The organism is Acinetobacter sp. AS167, from assembly GCF_037152175.1.
Lineage (GTDB): Bacteria > Pseudomonadota > Gammaproteobacteria > Pseudomonadales > Moraxellaceae > Acinetobacter.
The window spans coordinates 93,195-111,227 of the sequence record NZ_JBBCMP010000004.1; the positions used below are offsets into that span (position 1 = coordinate 93,195).

Consider the following 18,033-nt stretch of genomic DNA (forward strand, 5'->3'; position numbering starts at 1 on the left):
AGCTAAATGCAAGGAATTTAAAACATGACAACCATTACTTTACCTGCTTTACCATACGGCTATGAAGATCTTGCGCCGCACATCAGTAAAGAAACTTTAGAATATCATCATGACAAGCACCACAATACCTATGTTGTAAACTTAAACAACTTAATCAAGGGTACTGATCTTGAAGGTAAAACTTTAGAAGAGATCATTGTGGCTGTAGCTGGCGATGCATCTAAAGCAGGTGTATTCAACAACGCTGCACAAGTTTGGAACCACACATTCTACTGGAACTGTATGGCTAAAAACGGTGGCGGTAAAGCTACTGGCGCTTTAGCTGCTAAAATTGATGAAGCTTTCGGTTCTTACGAAAAATTCGCTGAAGAATTCGCTGCTGCTGCAACAACTCAATTCGGTTCAGGTTGGGCTTGGTTAGTTGCTGATAAAGTGAATGGCGAGCTTTCTATTCTTAAAACTTCAAATGCAGATACTCCACTTGCACATGGCAAAGTAGCGGTACTTACAATTGACGTTTGGGAGCATGCATATTACATCGACTTCCGTAATGCTCGTCCTAAATACATTTCGACTTTCTTAGAAAGCCTTGTAAACTGGGACTATGCAAACGCGAAATATGCGGGCCAAGAAGCTGGTGTTGAAAAATAAGATCTAAGCATTTTATTTTTGGATAAAGGCCATTCTTTTTAGAATGGCCTTTTTATGTGATTCATTTTTTTCAATTCTAATATGATCAATCCTAGTTACACTGTAAAAGCAGATCCAATAAAAATCTTTTATAGTTATGCCATGCTTAGCGCCATTCAGATCCCCTGTTATCTCTATATTACCAATTCGGACGATATCAGCTTCACTTTCATTTTGGTGGTCCTGTTTTGGCTGTTTATCGTGTTGTTTGAACTTATTTCATTGTCTTTGCTGATCAAACATGGACGACCACAGATACGTTTTCATTCCGAGTTTTGTCAAATTCAAATGCATGCAATAAAAATCACCTTCGATTATGCACAAATTTCCGCTTTCAGCATGCGTAAAATACAGCAAGAACATAGAGGCTTTTCTTTTGGTATGTGTTACGAACTTGACTTAATGTTTATTGATCAAATTATGCAACAACATTTTTTGTGGAAAAAAGCCTATAGGGCTAAAAAGATAGTGATTTCATCAAACTTGCGTTTTAAAAATATTCAAATCTTAGAAATCGCGATTATTTTTAGCGCTTTAGTCCGAATGAAACCATCACAACGAATACAAACCCTTCTCCAACTGCAACAAAATTTAATCACTTATGATCATTTAATCTCGAATAAAGAACTAGAAAACTTTAAAAATAATCAATATATATACAAACTCTTTAAATTCGGACAATAAAAAAACATTTAAGCCTTTTTTCTTATCATTTCACTTGACCACTTTGGCTTTCATCCATAAAATGCGCATCAGATTCTCCAATAGCTCAGTCGGTAGAGCGACGGACTGTTAATCCGCAGGTCCCTGGTTCGAGCCCAGGTTGGAGAGCCATCTATTCTTCCATAGCTCAGTCGGTAGAGCGACGGACTGTTAATCCGCAGGTCCCTGGTTCGAGCCCAGGTGGAAGAGCCAGATTCTAAAAAGCCCACTCATCATGCAGTGGGCTTTTTTATATCTTTATTTTCTATAAAGAAAAGATGTAGGGTCAAATCATTTAATTATTCATACAAGTCATTGATTATAAATAAAGCTTATGTTTTTGTATCAAATTTTAGAAAATGTTAGTTATCAATTCATTTTTGTACTTTTGAATCCTAGATGGTTATCCTACCGCGGGGCGACAGGGATGTCGCCGTTGGGCGGAGGTACAGGACGTCCCCCTCGCCCATGAGCAAAAACAAAGCACTGCTTTGTTAGCAGCGCAAGGTTTGGCATCGCCTACGCAAAGGAATTTAAACTTTGAATGTAAGATGTGGTGTTGCAAGCTTTTTATAATTAACAATTTATTTTTTCCATAAAATTGATTTAATTAAAAATATTAATAGAAATTATATTCTTGAGTCTGAGTTTTTTTGACAGGTTGACTATAATTGATTTCACTCTCAATTTCAGAACGCTTAAAACAACTTTAATTTTTATTCAGATTTACTTTTATTCAGAATGATCAAATATTTAGCAAATAATGCTTTTTTATGATGGATTTAACAATTTTTCCTTGACCCATTCCCATTTCATCCCTAAAATGCGTTCCAGATTCTCCAATAGCTCAGTCGGTAGAGCGACGGACTGTTAATCCGCAGGTCCCTGGTTCGAGCCCAGGTTGGAGAGCCAGATTTTAAAAACCCACTCATGATTGAGTGGGTTTTTTCTTGTCTATATGATACCGATCGCTTATGTCTCTCGATTTACATCAAATTTTATTTTTATTGATTGGCAGTATCGCAACCATTGCTTTATTGCTTGCCTGCTTTGGTCAGTATTTATTTCGAAATAAACATTATTATGCAAAACGTGTGATCACCCCTTTTGAACAGAAAATGTTTTTCCGTTTAAATGAAGCCTTTCCACAACATCATGTACTTGCGCAAGTCGCGTTTAGCGCATTAATTGATTGCAATCAATTTAAATTGCGTTCCAAATTCAATCGTAAAGTGACCGATTTTGTTTTACTCGATAAACAGCTTGAAGTAATTGCTATTATTGAACTCGATGATCCCAGTCACCTTGGCAAAGAGCATATCGATGCACAACGTGACGAGATGTTAGAGCAAGCAGGTTATCAGGTATATCGCTATACAGATATTCCCAGTTGTCGTGATTTAAGAAAAGATATTGCTAATTAAACATGATCAGCCAAGCATTTTTAAAGCTTATACCCTTCAGCCATGTCTTATAAAATAATCGATGCAATACATAAGTAAACGATAACACCTGTTGCATCACAAATCGAAGTGACTAAAGGTGCCGAAGCACTTGCTGGATCCAGCTTTAAACGATTTAATATAAATGGCAGACTCATCCCTATTAAGCAGCCCATCAATACTATACCCATCATACTTAAAGCTAAAACCAAGGCGACCATTGCATCCCCTCTAAAGTAGCCAAGAATGGACACAGCAATTGCCATTGTTCCGCCCAAGCATAAACCGACCAAGCTTTCACGCCCAATCAGGTACATCCAATCTTTTAAATGTACATCACCCGTTGCCAATGCCCGCACCATTAACGTGGCCGACTGTGAACCGGCATTCCCACCACTCCCGACCAAAAGCGGCAAAAAGAATACCAGCACAATATTTTTTGCAATAATATCTTCAAAATGGGCAATCCCAAATCCAGACAATAAGCTGCCAAAAACTAAAATCACCAACCAAAATACCCGTTTCTTATATAGGTAATGAATCGGCGCTGTCTTAATACTCATTTTAGGAGAAGATGAGACTGCACTGGATTTTAAAAAATCTTCAGTGGCTTCTTCGGTGACAACATCCATCGCATCATCATAAGTGACAATACCTAAAAGACGCTGTTGCTCATCAACGATAGGCAGCGCAATAAAGTCATAATAATGCAACTTCTCTGCAATACTTTCTTGGTCTTCATTAACATCCCCTACAATCAAATCCGTACTCATAACTTCAGCAATGGTTTGTTCAGGCTCAGCAAGAATAATTTCACGTAAGGACACAACCCCAAGTAACGTACCTTGAGGATTGATCACATAAATCAAATAGACTGTTTCACGATTTGTAGCAATTGCTCTGATCTGCTTGATGGCTTGCGTCATGTTCAAATCAGGTGACAATGTCACATAATCTGAACTCATGATTGCACCAGCAGACTCTTCTGGATATCTGGCTAAATGTTGGATCTGCAGTTGTATTTCAGTGCTTAAATCAGCATAAACAGCTTGCTGTAATGCATAAGGCAAATACTTAAATAAATCTGTACGATCGTCCGAGTGCATCTCAGAAATGATATTGACCAGTATTTTTTTTGGTAAATGCTCAGAAATTTTAAGTTGTTGTTCGAGTGATAAAAACTCAAGAATGTACGCAGCATTGGGCAAATACTCCACCAATGTCAGCTGTTCATTTAAAGATAAGTCTGCCAAAATTTTTGCGATATCAGCGTCATTGATTTGTTCAAATTGTTTTTCGATGATATCAAATTGATGGTTTTGAATGGCTTTTTCTATTTCTGAAACGAGTGCCAAAGAAAATTGCATAGGATGATCCAAATTCCATCAAACTTTTGCCACATGTTGGACTGCAATCCCACGAAAATAAAGATGTTTTTTGTTGTGAAACATGTTTTAACGGTTCTGTATGATTTTAAGCTTGATCAATCCTCATCTAAGAACATTGATCAAGCTAAGGCCATCAATCGACACCATTACTCAGAGGGCGCTTTTGATTTAAAAATTGAGCGAACCAACACATACATAAATGGGATAAACAGTAAAACCAAAACTGTTCCAAAGATCACCCCACCTAACACACTTACACCAATTTCTTGACGGCTGGCAGCACCTGCACCAAATGCAACAACCAATGGAATAATCCCCGCACCAAAGGCTAATGATGTCATTAGAATTGGACGTAACCGCAGCCCTGCACCTTCTAATGCAGCTGCAATAGCTGTTTTACCTTTTTCCTGAGACAGAGCAGCAAACTCAACAATCAAAATCGCATTTTTACAAGACAAACCAATCGTGGTCAACAATGCAATTTGAAAATAAATGTCGTTTGGAAAACCTATCAATTTACTGAAAATAATATTGCCTCCAATCCCCAAAGGAATTGCCGCAATCACAGCAGTTGGAATCGACCAACTTTCATATAAAGCTGCTAGACAAAGAAAAATAAAGCCGATTGAAATCAAATAGAGTAACCATGCTTGGCTACTGGATTTTTGTTCTTCAAATGACAAGCCACTCCACGCAACATCTATTCCCTCTTGTTGACTAATCAAGGTCTGAATATCTTTCATGGCTTGACCTGAACTAGTATGCGCCGCAGCATTGGCTTCCATTTGCAAGGCGGTATAACCTTGGAAACGATTCACTACATCTGGCCCACCTTCCCAGCGCGTTGTTGCGAAATTGCTAAATGGCACCATCTGGTTCTGTGCATTACGCACCGTCCATACCTGTAGGTCTTCTGGCTTGGAACGAAATTCTGCATCGCCTTGCATCATTACTCGTTTAATTCGCCCACGATCAATAAAGTCATTTACATAAGAACCACCCCATGCTGCTGACAAGGTGTTGTTAATCGCGGTTTGACTCAGTCCATTTGCCAATGCCAATTTTTGATTAACATCAACTTTTAACTTAGATTTATCGGGATTGGACTTTTTATCCAGATTCTCAAAGGATCGGAACTGTTTGGCTTGCGCCTGCAATGTATTGAATTGTTGGTCTAAATATTTTCGACCTTGACCATTAATATCCTGAATCCAGAATTCTAAGCTATCACTATCTCCCAAACCATTTACAGAAGCAGGCAAACTCACTGTAATCCGAGCATTGCGATCTTGACTAAAATATTTTGTTGCACGTTCACGAATTGCTTGCGCAGAATTTTGTGTACCTGACCGATCATCCCAATGCTTTAAGGCTACAAAGCCTGTTCCTAAATTTTGTCCTGTACCTGAAAAATTACGCCCATAACGAATCAATACAATATCTACATTTTGTTTTTCATTTTCAAGGAAATATCTTCGAATATTTTCTCCAACCACCTGACTACTTGACATCGGTGCACCATCGGCTAAACGGAACTGTACACTCAACATACCCTGATCTTCACTTGGAATAAAACTAGTAGGTAAAGTCCGATAAATCAGTGAAAACACAGCAATCAAAGCCACAAAAATCGTCAAAACCACCCATTTCAAATTTAAGGTCTTTTGAATCAGTCGAATATAACGTTGTCTTAGATTTTCAAGTTTGCGATTAAACCAAGTGGCCCAACGCATGGGTTTGGGGTTCGGTTTTAAAATAATGGCACACAGTGCAGGGGTTAATATCAATGCAACCAACAGTGACAAGGCCATTGCCGCCACTAAGGTAATGGAGAATTGACGATAAATCACACCTGTTGAACCCGTAAAGAATGCCATCGGGATAAATACAGCCGTCAAGACCACTGTAATTCCAATCAAAGCCCCTGTCATTTCCTGCATAGACTCGATAGATGCCTGTTTTGCAGTTAGACCCTGCTCATGCATCAAACGCTCGACATTTTCCACCACAACAATCGCATCATCGACCAACAGACCAATTGCCAACACTAAGGCAAATAAAGTCAATGTGTTAATACTCATACCGAGCACATTGAGTACCGCAAAAGTACCTAAAATTACAATCGGAACAGTAATAGTAGGAACCAACGTTGCACGCCAGCTTTGTAGGAAAATAAACATGACCAGAACCACCAATACGATGGCTTCTAATAATGTTTTTACCACCTCTTTAATGGATTCTTGCACAAACGGCGTATTATCACGTGGATAAACAATCTTATAACCTTGTGGTAGTTTTTCAGAAATCTTTGCCAACTCGGCTTTGATTAATGCCGATGTTGCTAGTGCATTTGCACCTGAGGATAAAGAAATCCCCATACCTGATGAAGGATAACCATTGATGGTATTAAAAGATTGGTAGTTTTCTGCGCCCAATTCAATACGCGCCACATCTTTTAAATAGATATAGCCTCCATCGGTATTGGATTTGACTATAATATTCTTAAATTCGTCCACAGTTCTTAAACGTGAACCAGCAGTGACTTTTGCATTTAAATATTGGTCAGCAGTTACTGGTAAATCGCCGACACCACCAGCGGCAACCTGTGTATTCTGTGCCTCAATTGCTGTCCGAATATCACTGGGCATCAATTGATATTGTCGAAGCAAATTCGGATTGAGCCAAATTCGCATGGCATATTGTGAGCCAAATACATCAACTTCACCAATCCCTTCAATCCGTGATAATTCTTGTTCTATATGATCAGATAAATAGTCACCTAACTCGATATTGTTACTTTTACCCGTTTCATCATATAAACCCACCACCATAAATGTATCGCCAAGTGATTTATTTACCGTTACACCTTGACGCTGTACATCGTCAGGTAAACGGTTAAGTACGCCATTAATGCTATTTTGTACTTGTACTTGTGCGGTATCTGGGTCAGTTCCATTTTCAAAACTGATACTAATTCTGGCACGACCTGATGAGTCACTACTCGAACTAAAGTACAGTAGATGGTCGATCCCTTTAATTTGTTGTTCTAAAACCTGTGTAACACTCTCTTCAACCGTTTCAGCATCTGCGCCTGTATATGTTGTCGAAACAGTAATTCGTGGTGGAGCAATATCAGGGTATCGCTCTATAGGTAAATTTAAGACTGAAAATACGCCTAAAGCCATAACAATAATTGCGAGTACACAGGCAAAAATAGGACGTTGAATAAAAAATTTAGAGAGCATCAGAGTAGGTTCTGTGTCAAAGGATTGAGGTTAAAGCTGTTCGAACAATTAAATCTGCTTTATATGGATATTCTGTGACTTGAACTAAAAACTCAAGGAAAAATAACAGAAAAGCGAATGATAAGTTTAAATATGAAGAAACTGTGAAGAATTCATTTCTTCGGATCGTAAATCTACAAAAAAGATTTCATCATCTTGATGTCATCACAGTGTCAATTTAACCACATACACTACGCTCAGTTTACTTATAAGAATTTGAGAGAAATATGATTAAAAATACTGGGTTATTGGTAAGTATCATGGCCTTATTAACTGCTTGTAATGATGACGATAAAAATATAGATAACGTCACGCCCGAATACAAGGAACCAAAAATTATTATCGTTGGTCACCGAGGAGCCAGTGCTTTACGTCCTGAACATACCCTTGAAAGTTATCAAAAAGCCATTGATGATGGTGCTGATTTTATTGAACCAGATTTAGTATCGACTAAAGATGGGGTTTTGGTTGCACGTCATGAAAATGAAATTGGCGGTACAACCAATGTCAGTACATTCAGCCAATTTGCAGATAGTAAGAAAACAAAAATCATCGATGGGACATCGTTAACGGGATGGTTTACTGAAGACTTTACTTTAAATGAATTGAATCAACTTAAAGCACGTGAGCGTATCCCAGCGTTACGCCCGAACAATACCCAATACAATGACCAATTTAATATTCCCACCCTTGAGCAGATCATTGAACTGGCTGAAAAGAATTATAAAAAAACTGGTAAGGTGGTTGGGCTCTATATTGAAACCAAGCACCCAACATATTTTCAAAAACTAAATTTAGCCATGGAAGATCCATTGCTTAAAACTTTGGCAAAGTACCAATATAGCCGTGAAATTGCACCGATTTATCTACAGTCATTTGAAGTAAATAATTTAAAGTACTTTAAAGACCAATTGACAGCCCATAAAAGCTTAAAGCATGCCAAAATTATTCAGCTTTATGATGATAAGAAAATCAGTCCAGCAGATTATGTCGTACAAGGGATTAAAACCACCTATGGTGATATGGCCACAGCACAAGGTTTAAAAGAAGTTGCCAAATATGCTGATGGTGTTGGTCCATGGAAACCGTATATTTTTAATGATAGCTATACTGCACCTTCTTCTTTTGTTACAGATGCTCATGCTGTGAACTTAAAAGTCCATCCATATACTTTCCGTCCTGAAAATAATTTCCTTGCCAACAATTTAAAATGTAGTACTGGTGAAGCAGATGCAGCCAAGCGTTGTGAAGCTGGCGCGAATAAAGAATATGAGATGTATTTTAAAGCTGGTGTGGACGGTGTATTTACCGATGATCCTGCGCTGGGTCGTAAAGCTTTGGATGCGTACTTAAAAACCAATCCAAATGCAAAGTAACATCTGATTTATTCAAAAAATTAAGCAAACGATTCAAATGTTTGCTTAATTTTTTCTAAACTTAGTGCTTTTTGTTTAAAATTAATCCCCATTTAAGTTTAAAATAATACACTTTTTAAAAATTTAGCTGCTTTGATGTATGAGTGATTATTCTCCATTTAAGGGTACGACGGGTTTCAAACGCATTCTCAATGCAACTGGCTATTCTTTAGCAGGATTTAAAGCTGCATATCAAAATGAAGCTGCTTTCCGTCAGATTGTTTGGATTAATATTGTTTTAATTCCGATTACATTCTTCGTTGATGTCTCTTCTGTTGAACAAGCAGTGATGATTGCTGTGTGCTTATTGGCAATCATTGTAGAACTGTTTAATTCAGCATTAGAAGCTGTCGTTGATCGAGTTTCTTTAGAACGCCATCCACTGTCTAAAAATGCCAAAGATATGGGAAGTGCTGCGCAGTTTGTAGCTCAAGCAATTATTTTCTTTACTTGGGTGATTATTCTTTTTAGATAAATTATTGTTTTTAAATCAGTTAGAGAGAACATTAACATTCCACCGAGCGTAAAATGTCAATTTATAAAAGCCTAATTTCTCTTTGCTGTGTTAATCAAGTCAAAGCACTGTGATATTTTTAACTTGACGAAATTCCTTATCTCTTAAAATTATTTCTATAAATAATTCATTAAAGTGAAGGTTTTGGAATTGGTGTTTTCTTGTCTATTTTATCAGGCCGATTGAGATTCATTGAACAATTGGTATATCCCCATTTGGTCACTTTACAGCGTTCTAGCATAAATTTTTCAACACAAGAACCCTAATCATCATTATAAGAAATAATTTTAGCGCCACTCGGAACTGTATAACTTCTAGATGGTGGTCCCCATTTTTTCTTCTGTCTCGCCTACCCAAGACTGCATTAAATCATTTCTAGTTTCAAGTCGTTGCCCCATCATACTTAAACATCCAGTTAACACCAGGCTAATTACAATAATGAAAATTAATCTTTTCATTTTACTCCCCCCTCACAATTTTCGTATTGTATTTATATTTACCGAATAGTAGAAAAGGATAATAATAAATCTACAAAAAACAAGAATAAAGTAACTTGCATAAAAAATCCCCGCATAAAAGCGGGGATTTTTTATGATCTGAGATTGAAACGATATTACATCATACCGCCCATGCCACCCATGCCACCCATATCAGGCATAGCAGGTTTGTCTTCTGGGATATCAGTAATCATACATTCAGTTGTTAACATCAAACCAGCAACAGATGCAGCGTGCTCAAGTGCAGAACGCGTTACTTTAGCAGGGTCAAGGATACCCATTTCTAACATATCACCATATTGTGAAGTTGCAGCGTTGTAACCAAAGTTACCTTCACCGCTTTTCACTGCATTGATCACAACAGATGGCTCATCGCCAGCGTTAGACACGATTTGACGAAGTGGCGCTTCAATCGCACGACGAAGGATGTTCACACCTACAGTTTGGTCATCATTTGCACCAACAAGACCGTCAAGTACTTTAGCTGCACGTACCAACGCAACACCACCACCTGCAACAACACCTTCTTCAACCGCAGCACGCGTTGCATGAAGCGCATCATCTACACGGTCTTTCTTCTCTTTCATTTCAACTTCAGTTGCAGCACCAATTTTGATTACAGCAACACCGCCAGCGAGTTTAGCTACGCGCTCTTGAAGTTTTTCTTTATCGTATTCAGATGTTGATTCTTCGATTTGAGCACGAATTTGAGTTACACGTTCAGCAATTTGATTTGCATCACCAGCACCATCAACAATCACAGTATTTTCTTTAGAAATCGTGATTTTATGTGCAGTACCTAAATCTTGAAGCGTTGCTTGTTCTAAAGACATACCCACTTCTTCAGAAATCACAGTAGCACCTGTCAAGATCGCGATATCTTGAAGCATTGCTTTACGACGATCACCAAAACCAGGCGCTTTAACCGCACATACTTTGATGATACCGCGCATGTTGTTTACAACCAGTGTTGCAAGTGCTTCACCCTCAACATCTTCAGCGATGATGAGTAATGGTTTACCTGTTTTTGCAACAGCTTCTAAAACTGTAATCAATTCACGGATATTACCAATTTTCTTATCAACAAGAAGAATGAATGGATTTTCAAGTTCAGCAGTCAAAGTATCTTGTTTGTTTGCAAAGTACGGGCTGATATAACCACGGTCAAACTGCATACCTTCTACAACATCAAGCGCATCTTCAAAGCCTGAACCTTCTTCAACAGTAATCACGCCTTCTTTACCAACGCGTTCCATTGCTTGCGCAATCAACTTACCTACAGTTTCATCAGAGTTTGCCGAAATCGAACCGACTTGTTCAATTGCTTTGGTATCAGAAGCTGGTTTAGCAGTTGCTTTGATATTTTCAACAACAGCTCTAACCGCAAGGTCGATACCACGTTTCAAATCCATTGGGTTCATACCCGCAGTTACAGATTTGATCCCTTCATTTAAGATCGCTTGAGCAAGTACAGTTGCAGTTGTTGTACCATCACCTGCGATATCATTGGTTTTTGAAGAAACTTCACGAACCAATTGCGCGCCCATATTTTCGAATTTATCTTTTAAAGAAATTTCTTTAGCAACAGTTACACCATCTTTAGTGATGTGTGGTGCACCGAAAGAACGATCAATAACAACGTTACGCCCTTTAGGACCTAAAGTTACTTTTACTGCATCTGCAAGTACGTTTACACCGGCGATCATTTTTGAACGCGCTGAATCACCAAATTTTACGTCTTTAGCTGACATACTAAACTCCAGATATCTTTATAAATTTTAAATTTTGACCAATATGTTTTGGATGAAAACTCATTTGAACGGCAGAAGATTAACCTTCCAATACCGCTAAAATATCAGACTCTTTCATCACAAGAAGTTCTTCACCATCAACTTTAACTTTAGTACCTGCGTAAGCACCAAATAATACGTTATCGCCCACTTTCACGTCTAAAGCGCGTACGCCATTATCAGTGATTTTGCCATTACCTACAGCAAGGATTTCACCTTGAGCAGGTTGTTCAGCTGCTGAAGTACTTAAAATTAAACCACCTGCTGTTTTAGTTTCTTTTTCAACACGGCGAATAACAACGTTGTCATGTAAAGGACGAATCTTGCTCATTTCTAACTCCATAGACATTTTAAATGTCATTGATTACTCAGCGAAGATGACTTCTTATTCCTAGGTCATCGACAAAATATTTGTATGTCACATTTGTGGGGATGGAAATAAACGCTTCAAGGGGAAAATGAAAAAAAATTTATTTAATTTGTACGTTTTTTCTTCTTTTGTATCAAATCAGCTCTGATTCAGAATTTTTCAGCTCATTTTTCGCAATAAAATCTTGTAATTGCTCATCAAAAAAATAATGCTCAAACTCACCATTTTGATGAATCACATTAAAACTGTTTGGCATATTTTTATGTAAGCGTCGAGAAACTGCTGTACCCGCATGAACTTCATAAACCGGTTGCTTTAAATTTAGCGCAAAGGCTTGATTCAAATCATAGACCGCAACTAAATGTAAATGACCATGTAATAAAGCATACAGTTGATGTTGTCCCCATTCTTTAATGGCAAACTGCCCTAAAGCAGGACAATCTTTTAAGTGATGATCTTCATTTGAAGTATAAAAAGGTTGGTGACTAACAATTATTTTTAATTTATTTTTCGGTGCATTGACCAACAACTGATTTACATTTTGAATTTGCTCAAATGAGATATGCCCGCGTGTATGATAACGCCGACGAATACTGTTCATGCCAATTAAATAAAAATGCTCTGTAAATAAAGTGCGTTCTAAACTACCAAAGAACAGTTGATATAAGCCAAATGGTCTAAAGGCACGATTCCAGACATGATATAAAGGAATATCATGATTGCCAGGCACCACAAAATAAGGGATTTTTAGCGATTCTAAAAACTGTTTACATGCATAGAACTCTTTAAATTTAGCACGTTGAGTTAAATCACCGCTCACCACAACCACTTCTGGTTTATGCACAGCACAAAACTTTTGAATCGCTCGTATACACTCTGGACGCTCAGTACCAAAATGTAGATCAGACAGATGCAATAACATGCGGCACCATAATTTTTAAAGCATTTTTTTCTACGTGTAAGGTTAATGGGGTCGTCATTGAAACAATTTCTCCATCGACAGCAACGGTCAGTTTAGGCTTTTTTGAATAAACAATGACTTTTTGTGCACCAAAACTATACACATCGGAAGCGTTTTCCAATTTTCCACGAATGGTTTGAAACAAGGTTTTAAATAAAGTGGCTTTATCTCCTTTGGCGATCACCACACCGGCAATCTCACCCACCTCTGCACATTTTGAAATTTTTAAATTCAATTCTTTTAATTGCAGTTGATTATTACCAAAAAAAATCAGTGGTGTTTTTACAGGATACTTTTGTCCATCTACTTCGATCTCTAATTTGAGTTCTTTACGGTCACGAATCAGTACATCCAAACCAGAGGTGTAAGCATTTAAAGGAAAGCGTCCAAACTTACGATTATATTCTTCACGTTTTTTAATAAATAAAGGATATAAACCTAAACTGGCATTATTTAGATAAATTTGATCGTTGATACAGGCCACATGTGATGCACGCGGCTCCCCTGTGGCGATCACATTTGCTGCCTCCAAAATATTCAGGGGAATATGTAGAACACGCGCCACATAATTAAAAGTACCCAAAGGTAGTATTCCCATAGGAATTTTTTGATTTAACATTTGCGAGGCGACTGCATTCAACGTACCATCACCACCTGCAGCGACAATGACACCGCAATCTGAGTACTGTGCATGACGTTGAATGATTTTTTGCATCAGGGTTTTTATATCAGGCTCTGAACTGATATCAAAAACTTGAATTTCAAAACCATGTGAAGTCCAGATGGTCATGAGTTTTTCATAAATATCATCTTTCTGATTGGCATGAAAACCTGACTTTTCATTGTAAATCATTGAAAGAGGCTTGAGTTCTGTGTCCATAAGCTTGATTATTTTGAAGTATTTGCACTAATTTCGTCGATTTTCTAAACAAATAAAAGCACCTTTATGTAAAATTCGAATTATGTCCATTTATTAAATCAATAATTAATTTAGTAAATCTTATAATTTCAACTTATTGTAAACTATTATTATTTACAATTAAAATACCCTACATTCCGTTTTAAAATACTAATAAAAATCAAACAATAATCAATGTTAGACAATAAAAATCAAACACTTAGTAAAAACTCAAGCATTGGTATCTTTTAAGCCTTTAGTCTTATTTTTTTTATGAATATATGTTTTAATACCACCACTTTTTTTCATACTTAAATTTGAATGTAGTATCCCTTCATTCAGATTATTATTTGTACACAAAATTGTACATATTTTAGATAGGCCTCACCATGACCCAAGTGAACGCACCAGAATTCGTTCGTCATCCCAAGCTCATTGCATGGGTTGAAGAAATTGCTAAATTAACTAAACCTGCAAAAATTGAATGGTGTGACGGAAGCGAAGAAGAGAATCAACGTTACATCGACTTGATGATCGCTAACGGCACTATGCAAGCGTTGAACCAAGAAAAACATCCTGGTTCTTATTTAGCGAATTCTGATCCGTCTGACGTAGCGCGTGTTGAAGGTCGTACATACATCTGCTCTGAAAAACAAGAAGATGCTGGTGCGACAAACAACTGGGAAGCTCCTGCTGAGATGCGTACTCGCCTTAACGGTTTGTTTGATGGTGCAATGCAAGGACGTACAATGTACGTGGTTCCATTCTCTATGGGGCCATTAGGTTCTCACATTGCTCACATCGGTATCGAAATTACAGATTCTCCTTATGTTGCTGTAAGTATGCGTAAAATGGCTCGTATGGGTAAAGCTGTTTATGATGTACTGGGTACAGATGGCGATTATGTTCCTTGCGTACATACTGTTGGCGCTCCGTTGGCTGAAGGTCAAAAAGATGTTGCATGGCCTTGTAACCCTGAAAAATATATCGTGCATTATCCAGAAACTCGTGAGATCTGGTCTTACGGTTCAGGATACGGCGGTAACGCATTATTGGGTAAAAAATGCCTTGCTTTACGTATTGCTTCATCTATGGGTCGTCAACAAGGCTGGTTAGCTGAACACATGTTGATCCTTGGTGTGACCAATCCACAAGGTGAGAAACATTACATTGCAGCGGCATTCCCATCTGCATGTGGTAAAACCAACTTCGCGATGTTGATTCCACCAGCGGGTTATGAAGGTTGGAAAATTGAAACTGTAGGTGACGATATTGCTTGGATCAAGCCAGGTGAAGATGGTCGCTTATATGCAATCAACCCTGAAGCTGGTTTCTTTGGTGTAGCACCTGGTACAAACATCAAAACAAATCCAAACTGCATGGCGACACTTCACAAAGATGTCATCTATACAAACGTTGCTGTAACAAATGACGGTGACGTATGGTGGGAAGGTCTAACCAAAGAAGCGCCTGCTAATTTAACCAACTGGAAAGGCCAACCACATGTTGCTGGTGAAAAAGCAGCGCATCCAAATGCTCGCTTCACAGTTGCAGCGGGTCAATGCCCTTCTATTGATGCTGACTGGGAAAATCCAGCTGGCGTACCAATTTCTGCATTCATCTTCGGTGGTCGTCGCGCAGATACAGTACCTTTAATCTCAGAAGCTTTTGACTGGGTTGATGGTGTTTATAAAGCAGCAACAATGGGTTCTGAAACAACTGCAGCTGCAGTAGGTCAACAAGGTGTTGTACGCCGTGACCCATTTGCCATGCTTCCATTTGCTGGCTACAACATGGCTGACTATTTCTCTCATTGGTTAGAAATGGGCGAAGAAGTTGGTGCTAAAGCAAAAGCTGCGGGCAATAAACTTCCAGGTATTTATAACGTAAACTGGTTCCGTCGTGATGCTGAAGGCAACTTTGTTTGGCCTGGTTTTGGTCAAAACATGCGTGTGCTTGAGTGGATCATTGACCGTTGTGAAGGTCGTGCTGAAGCAGTAGAAACACCAATTGGTTTTGTTCCAACCTATGAGCAATTGAACTGGACAGGTTCTGACTTCACTAAAGACCAATTTAATCTTGTGACTTCTCAAGACAAAGATCAGTGGATCAAAGAAATTGAAAGCCACACTGAGTTATTTGATAAACTTGGTGAACGTTTACCAGCTGCACTTAAAACTCGTCAAAATGAGCTTTTAGAAGCTGTTAAGAAATCTGCTTAGTCCTCTGATTAAGTGATACAAAAAGACCGCCATATAGCGGTCTTTTTGTTATTAAAGTGATTCTTTTCACTTTATTGTTTAGATATTCATTACAATTATGTAATAAAAATATAAATGATTACTATTTCCATATACAAAATTCATATTTTCTCTATAATTCAAACATTCATTATTTTATTGATTTTTTTTAATCATGATTGAAAATATTATTTATTCGGCAAAAGTGATTAGAGCCAAATTTGTCTCAGATAGACGCTATCTCACTAAAAGATTTATTGCTAAATTGGGTTATACCCCGAACTTTGATCAGCCTAAAAGTTTCAATGAAAAAGTCACCGCCAGAATGATCTATGAAAGAGTACCCTTACATACAAAATTAGCGGATAAATTTGCAGTACGAGAAATCATTTCAGATAAAATTTGTTGTTCCCATTTCGTTCCACTGATTGGCGTATATAAATGCTTTGAGGAAATTGACTTTAATCAACTTCCCAACAAGTTTGTTTTAAAATGCAATCATGACAGTGGCAGTGCGATTGTCTGTAACGATAAAGCGCAATTTGATATCAAAAAAGCGCAGCACAAACTCAATCACCACCTTAAACAAAATATGTATTTTAGAAAACGAGAATGGCATTACAAAGATATTGTTCCTTTAATTTTGGCCGAACAACATATTGATTTATTTACTGATCAAAACAATAAGTTCACCATTACAACATGTCGTGTTCATTGTTTTGAAGGTCAGCCTCGATATCTCGAAGTCGATGTACAAGATAGCAAAGGTATAGATTATTCAAATATGTATGACACATCTTGGATTCTGCAACCCTTTACCGTTGATCTAAAAAACAATACGCCAAGCTGTTTAGCACGACCGCAAAAATTAAATAAAATGCTTCAATTGTCAGAAGATCTTTGTTTTAAATATGGTTATAGCCGAATTGATTTCTTATTATCTCAAGACGATGTTTTCTTCAGTGAGATTACCTTAACCCCCAATGCAGGTCGTATGGTCATCACCCCAAGTGAGTGGGATGAAAAATTAGGCGCTCTATGGCTAACTGACTAAACCGAGCAAAAAGGCCGACGAGTTCGGTCTTTTTTATGATTTAATCTAATCATTCAATGATCTAAAAATAAGCGTAATGACACCTATTAAAAACATCACCACAGCTCAACCTTATCTAACATTGTTACCTGACCATGAAGTCGTCTTCGCCCCTTCAAGTCTATTTCTAGCACAGCATTTACTTCCGCTTATTTCAATTGATTTATCCGCAATAAATACTGCATGGCAAGGAAAAATTCATTTGCTGAATGCTATTGAACCTTATGAAGGCTATATCGGAAGTGATACCACAGAATTTTCAGATACTTTTGCCAATGAAAATTGGTTCATTATGCAATTAAATCAACAAAATCAATATGAATGGTTAGCAAACAAAAGATATTTTGCTTTAGAAAATCCTGATTGCGAGGCTGATCTAAAAACCCATCACAAAGAAATGAATGAAGATTACTTGCAGCTTAAACAGCGCTTTGCCGAAACTGGAAAAATCATTTCAACTTCACGCATTGAATATCAAAATAATTCTCCAACAACCTTGCTTGACCAATTAGGCGGCGAATGTGGCGGTGGAAACTGGACTTATCCGATTGATCAACATTTTGATTTACGCTACATCAACGCAGACCGTGATGATGAAGAAGTTCATATTTCTGATCGCGATAGCAATCGTTATTATTTTATTGCAGCTGTTGCAGGTTGGGAATATTGTTCACATGGTGCAGATTCGATTTTATTGTATTACCAACCTGAAACCCGACGCGTTTTATATACCTTTGATTGGTCATAAC

The 18,033-nt window shown here is 37.8% G+C and carries 15 protein-coding genes and 3 tRNA genes; 11 read left to right on the top strand and 7 right to left on the bottom strand.

Annotation, left to right across the window (positions count from 1 at the left end; genetic code table 11):
• The first annotated feature begins 24 nt into the window (after positions 1-24).
• From WFN33_RS09130 to WFN33_RS09155, 6 genes are all read left to right on the top strand, one after another.
• On the top strand, positions 25-651 hold the full coding sequence (locus WFN33_RS09130; RefSeq protein WP_336952707.1) for a superoxide dismutase: 627 nt from the start codon (positions 25-27) through the stop codon (positions 649-651).
• 81 nt (positions 652-732) lie between these two features.
• Positions 733-1,374, top strand: a complete 642-nt coding sequence (locus WFN33_RS09135) for a hypothetical protein (RefSeq protein ID WP_336952709.1) — start codon at positions 733-735, stop codon at positions 1,372-1,374.
• A gap of 74 nt (positions 1,375-1,448) precedes the next feature.
• A tRNA-Asn gene (locus tag WFN33_RS09140) sits at positions 1,449-1,524 on the top strand.
• 5 nt (positions 1,525-1,529) lie between these two features.
• A tRNA-Asn gene (locus WFN33_RS09145) sits at positions 1,530-1,605 on the top strand.
• Between the two features lie 623 nt (positions 1,606-2,228).
• A tRNA-Asn gene (locus WFN33_RS09150) sits at positions 2,229-2,304 on the top strand.
• Positions 2,305-2,366: 62 nt separating this feature from the next.
• Complete coding sequence (locus WFN33_RS09155) at positions 2,367-2,816, top strand: DUF2726 domain-containing protein (RefSeq protein WP_336952711.1); 450 nt, start codon at positions 2,367-2,369, stop codon at positions 2,814-2,816.
• A gap of 47 nt (positions 2,817-2,863) precedes the next feature.
• Here the strand turns inward: WFN33_RS09155 and mgtE are convergent, their stop codons facing one another.
• Both mgtE and WFN33_RS09165 read right to left on the bottom strand, forming a co-directional pair.
• Positions 2,864-4,201, bottom strand: a complete 1,338-nt coding sequence (mgtE, locus tag WFN33_RS09160) for a magnesium transporter (protein WP_336952713.1) — start codon at positions 4,199-4,201, stop codon at positions 2,864-2,866.
• A 167-nt stretch (positions 4,202-4,368) separates the two neighbouring features.
• Positions 4,369-7,467 (bottom strand): multidrug efflux RND transporter permease subunit, encoded by a 3,099-nt coding sequence (locus WFN33_RS09165; RefSeq protein ID WP_336952714.1) that lies wholly within the window; start codon positions 7,465-7,467, stop codon positions 4,369-4,371.
• Between the two features lie 266 nt (positions 7,468-7,733).
• Between WFN33_RS09165 and WFN33_RS09170 the strand changes: the two genes are divergently transcribed.
• Together WFN33_RS09170 and WFN33_RS09175 are read left to right on the top strand one after the other, a co-directional pair.
• Positions 7,734-8,882, top strand: a complete 1,149-nt coding sequence (locus WFN33_RS09170) for a glycerophosphodiester phosphodiesterase (RefSeq protein ID WP_336952716.1) — start codon at positions 7,734-7,736, stop codon at positions 8,880-8,882.
• Between the two features lie 139 nt (positions 8,883-9,021).
• Positions 9,022-9,396 carry a diacylglycerol kinase gene (locus WFN33_RS09175; protein WP_004819673.1) on the top strand — a complete coding sequence of 125 codons (375 nt, stop codon included), beginning with the start codon at positions 9,022-9,024 and terminating at the stop codon, positions 9,394-9,396.
• A gap of 353 nt (positions 9,397-9,749) precedes the next feature.
• On the opposite strand, the gene WFN33_RS09180 is transcribed toward WFN33_RS09175, so the two are convergent.
• The 5 genes from WFN33_RS09180 to WFN33_RS09200 form a co-directional block, all read right to left on the bottom strand.
• Entirely contained in the window at positions 9,750-9,893 is a 144-nt protein-coding gene (locus WFN33_RS09180; protein WP_336952717.1) for a lipoprotein, read from the bottom strand.
• 155 nt (positions 9,894-10,048) lie between these two features.
• The gene (gene groL, locus WFN33_RS09185; protein ID WP_004819670.1) at positions 10,049-11,683 is read right to left on the bottom strand and encodes a chaperonin GroEL; all 1,635 of its coding nucleotides are present in this window, start codon (positions 11,681-11,683) and stop codon (positions 10,049-10,051) included.
• A 79-nt stretch (positions 11,684-11,762) separates the two neighbouring features.
• Entirely contained in the window at positions 11,763-12,053 is a 291-nt protein-coding gene (locus WFN33_RS09190) for a co-chaperone GroES (protein WP_004722444.1), read from the bottom strand.
• 172 nt (positions 12,054-12,225) lie between these two features.
• Complete coding sequence (locus WFN33_RS09195) at positions 12,226-13,014, bottom strand: metallophosphoesterase family protein (RefSeq protein ID WP_336952719.1); 789 nt, start codon at positions 13,012-13,014, stop codon at positions 12,226-12,228.
• A complete protein-coding gene (locus WFN33_RS09200) occupies positions 12,995-13,933 on the bottom strand; it encodes a diacylglycerol/lipid kinase family protein (RefSeq protein WP_336952720.1) in 939 nt (312 codons plus the stop codon). The genes WFN33_RS09195 and WFN33_RS09200 overlap by 20 nt, the downstream gene beginning before the upstream one ends.
• Before the next feature lie 407 nt (positions 13,934-14,340).
• Here WFN33_RS09200 and WFN33_RS09205 point away from each other — a divergent pair, with 407 nt between their 5' ends.
• The 3 genes from WFN33_RS09205 to WFN33_RS09215 all read left to right on the top strand — a co-directional run bounded on the left by WFN33_RS09205 (position 14,341) and on the right by WFN33_RS09215 (position 18,032).
• Positions 14,341-16,173: a phosphoenolpyruvate carboxykinase (GTP) gene (locus tag WFN33_RS09205; protein WP_336952722.1), complete on the top strand. Its 1,833-nt coding sequence runs from the start codon at positions 14,341-14,343 to the stop codon at positions 16,171-16,173.
• Positions 16,174-16,366: 193 nt separating this feature from the next.
• Positions 16,367-17,245: an ATP-grasp fold amidoligase family protein gene (locus tag WFN33_RS09210; RefSeq protein WP_336952724.1), complete on the top strand. Its 879-nt coding sequence runs from the start codon at positions 16,367-16,369 to the stop codon at positions 17,243-17,245.
• Between the two features lie 76 nt (positions 17,246-17,321).
• A complete protein-coding gene (locus tag WFN33_RS09215) occupies positions 17,322-18,032 on the top strand; it encodes a hypothetical protein (RefSeq protein ID WP_336952726.1) in 711 nt (236 codons plus the stop codon).
• Position 18,033: the final 1 nt, after the last annotated feature.

Coding starts and splice junctions, on each gene's coding strand:
- WFN33_RS09200 (WP_336952720.1), bottom strand. CDS start 13,933: ATGGACACAGAACTCAAGCCTCTTTCAATGATTTACAATGAAAAGTCA.
- WFN33_RS09205 (WP_336952722.1), top strand. CDS start 14,341: ATGACCCAAGTGAACGCACCAGAATTCGTTCGTCATCCCAAGCTCATT.
- WFN33_RS09165 (WP_336952714.1), bottom strand. CDS start 7,467: ATGCTCTCTAAATTTTTTATTCAACGTCCTATTTTTGCCTGTGTACTC.
- WFN33_RS09210 (WP_336952724.1), top strand. CDS start 16,367: ATGATTGAAAATATTATTTATTCGGCAAAAGTGATTAGAGCCAAATTT.
- WFN33_RS09130 (WP_336952707.1), top strand. CDS start 25: ATGACAACCATTACTTTACCTGCTTTACCATACGGCTATGAAGATCTT.
- WFN33_RS09180 (WP_336952717.1), bottom strand. CDS start 9,893: ATGAAAAGATTAATTTTCATTATTGTAATTAGCCTGGTGTTAACTGGA.
- groL (WP_004819670.1), bottom strand. CDS start 11,683: ATGTCAGCTAAAGACGTAAAATTTGGTGATTCAGCGCGTTCAAAAATG.
- WFN33_RS09155 (WP_336952711.1), top strand. CDS start 2,367: ATGTCTCTCGATTTACATCAAATTTTATTTTTATTGATTGGCAGTATC.
- WFN33_RS09215 (WP_336952726.1), top strand. CDS start 17,322: ATGACACCTATTAAAAACATCACCACAGCTCAACCTTATCTAACATTG.
- WFN33_RS09190 (WP_004722444.1), bottom strand. CDS start 12,053: ATGAGCAAGATTCGTCCTTTACATGACAACGTTGTTATTCGCCGTGTT.
- WFN33_RS09195 (WP_336952719.1), bottom strand. CDS start 13,014: ATGTTATTGCATCTGTCTGATCTACATTTTGGTACTGAGCGTCCAGAG.
- mgtE (WP_336952713.1), bottom strand. CDS start 4,201: ATGCAATTTTCTTTGGCACTCGTTTCAGAAATAGAAAAAGCCATTCAA.
- WFN33_RS09135 (WP_336952709.1), top strand. CDS start 733: ATGATCAATCCTAGTTACACTGTAAAAGCAGATCCAATAAAAATCTTT.
- WFN33_RS09175 (WP_004819673.1), top strand. CDS start 9,022: ATGAGTGATTATTCTCCATTTAAGGGTACGACGGGTTTCAAACGCATT.
- WFN33_RS09170 (WP_336952716.1), top strand. CDS start 7,734: ATGATTAAAAATACTGGGTTATTGGTAAGTATCATGGCCTTATTAACT.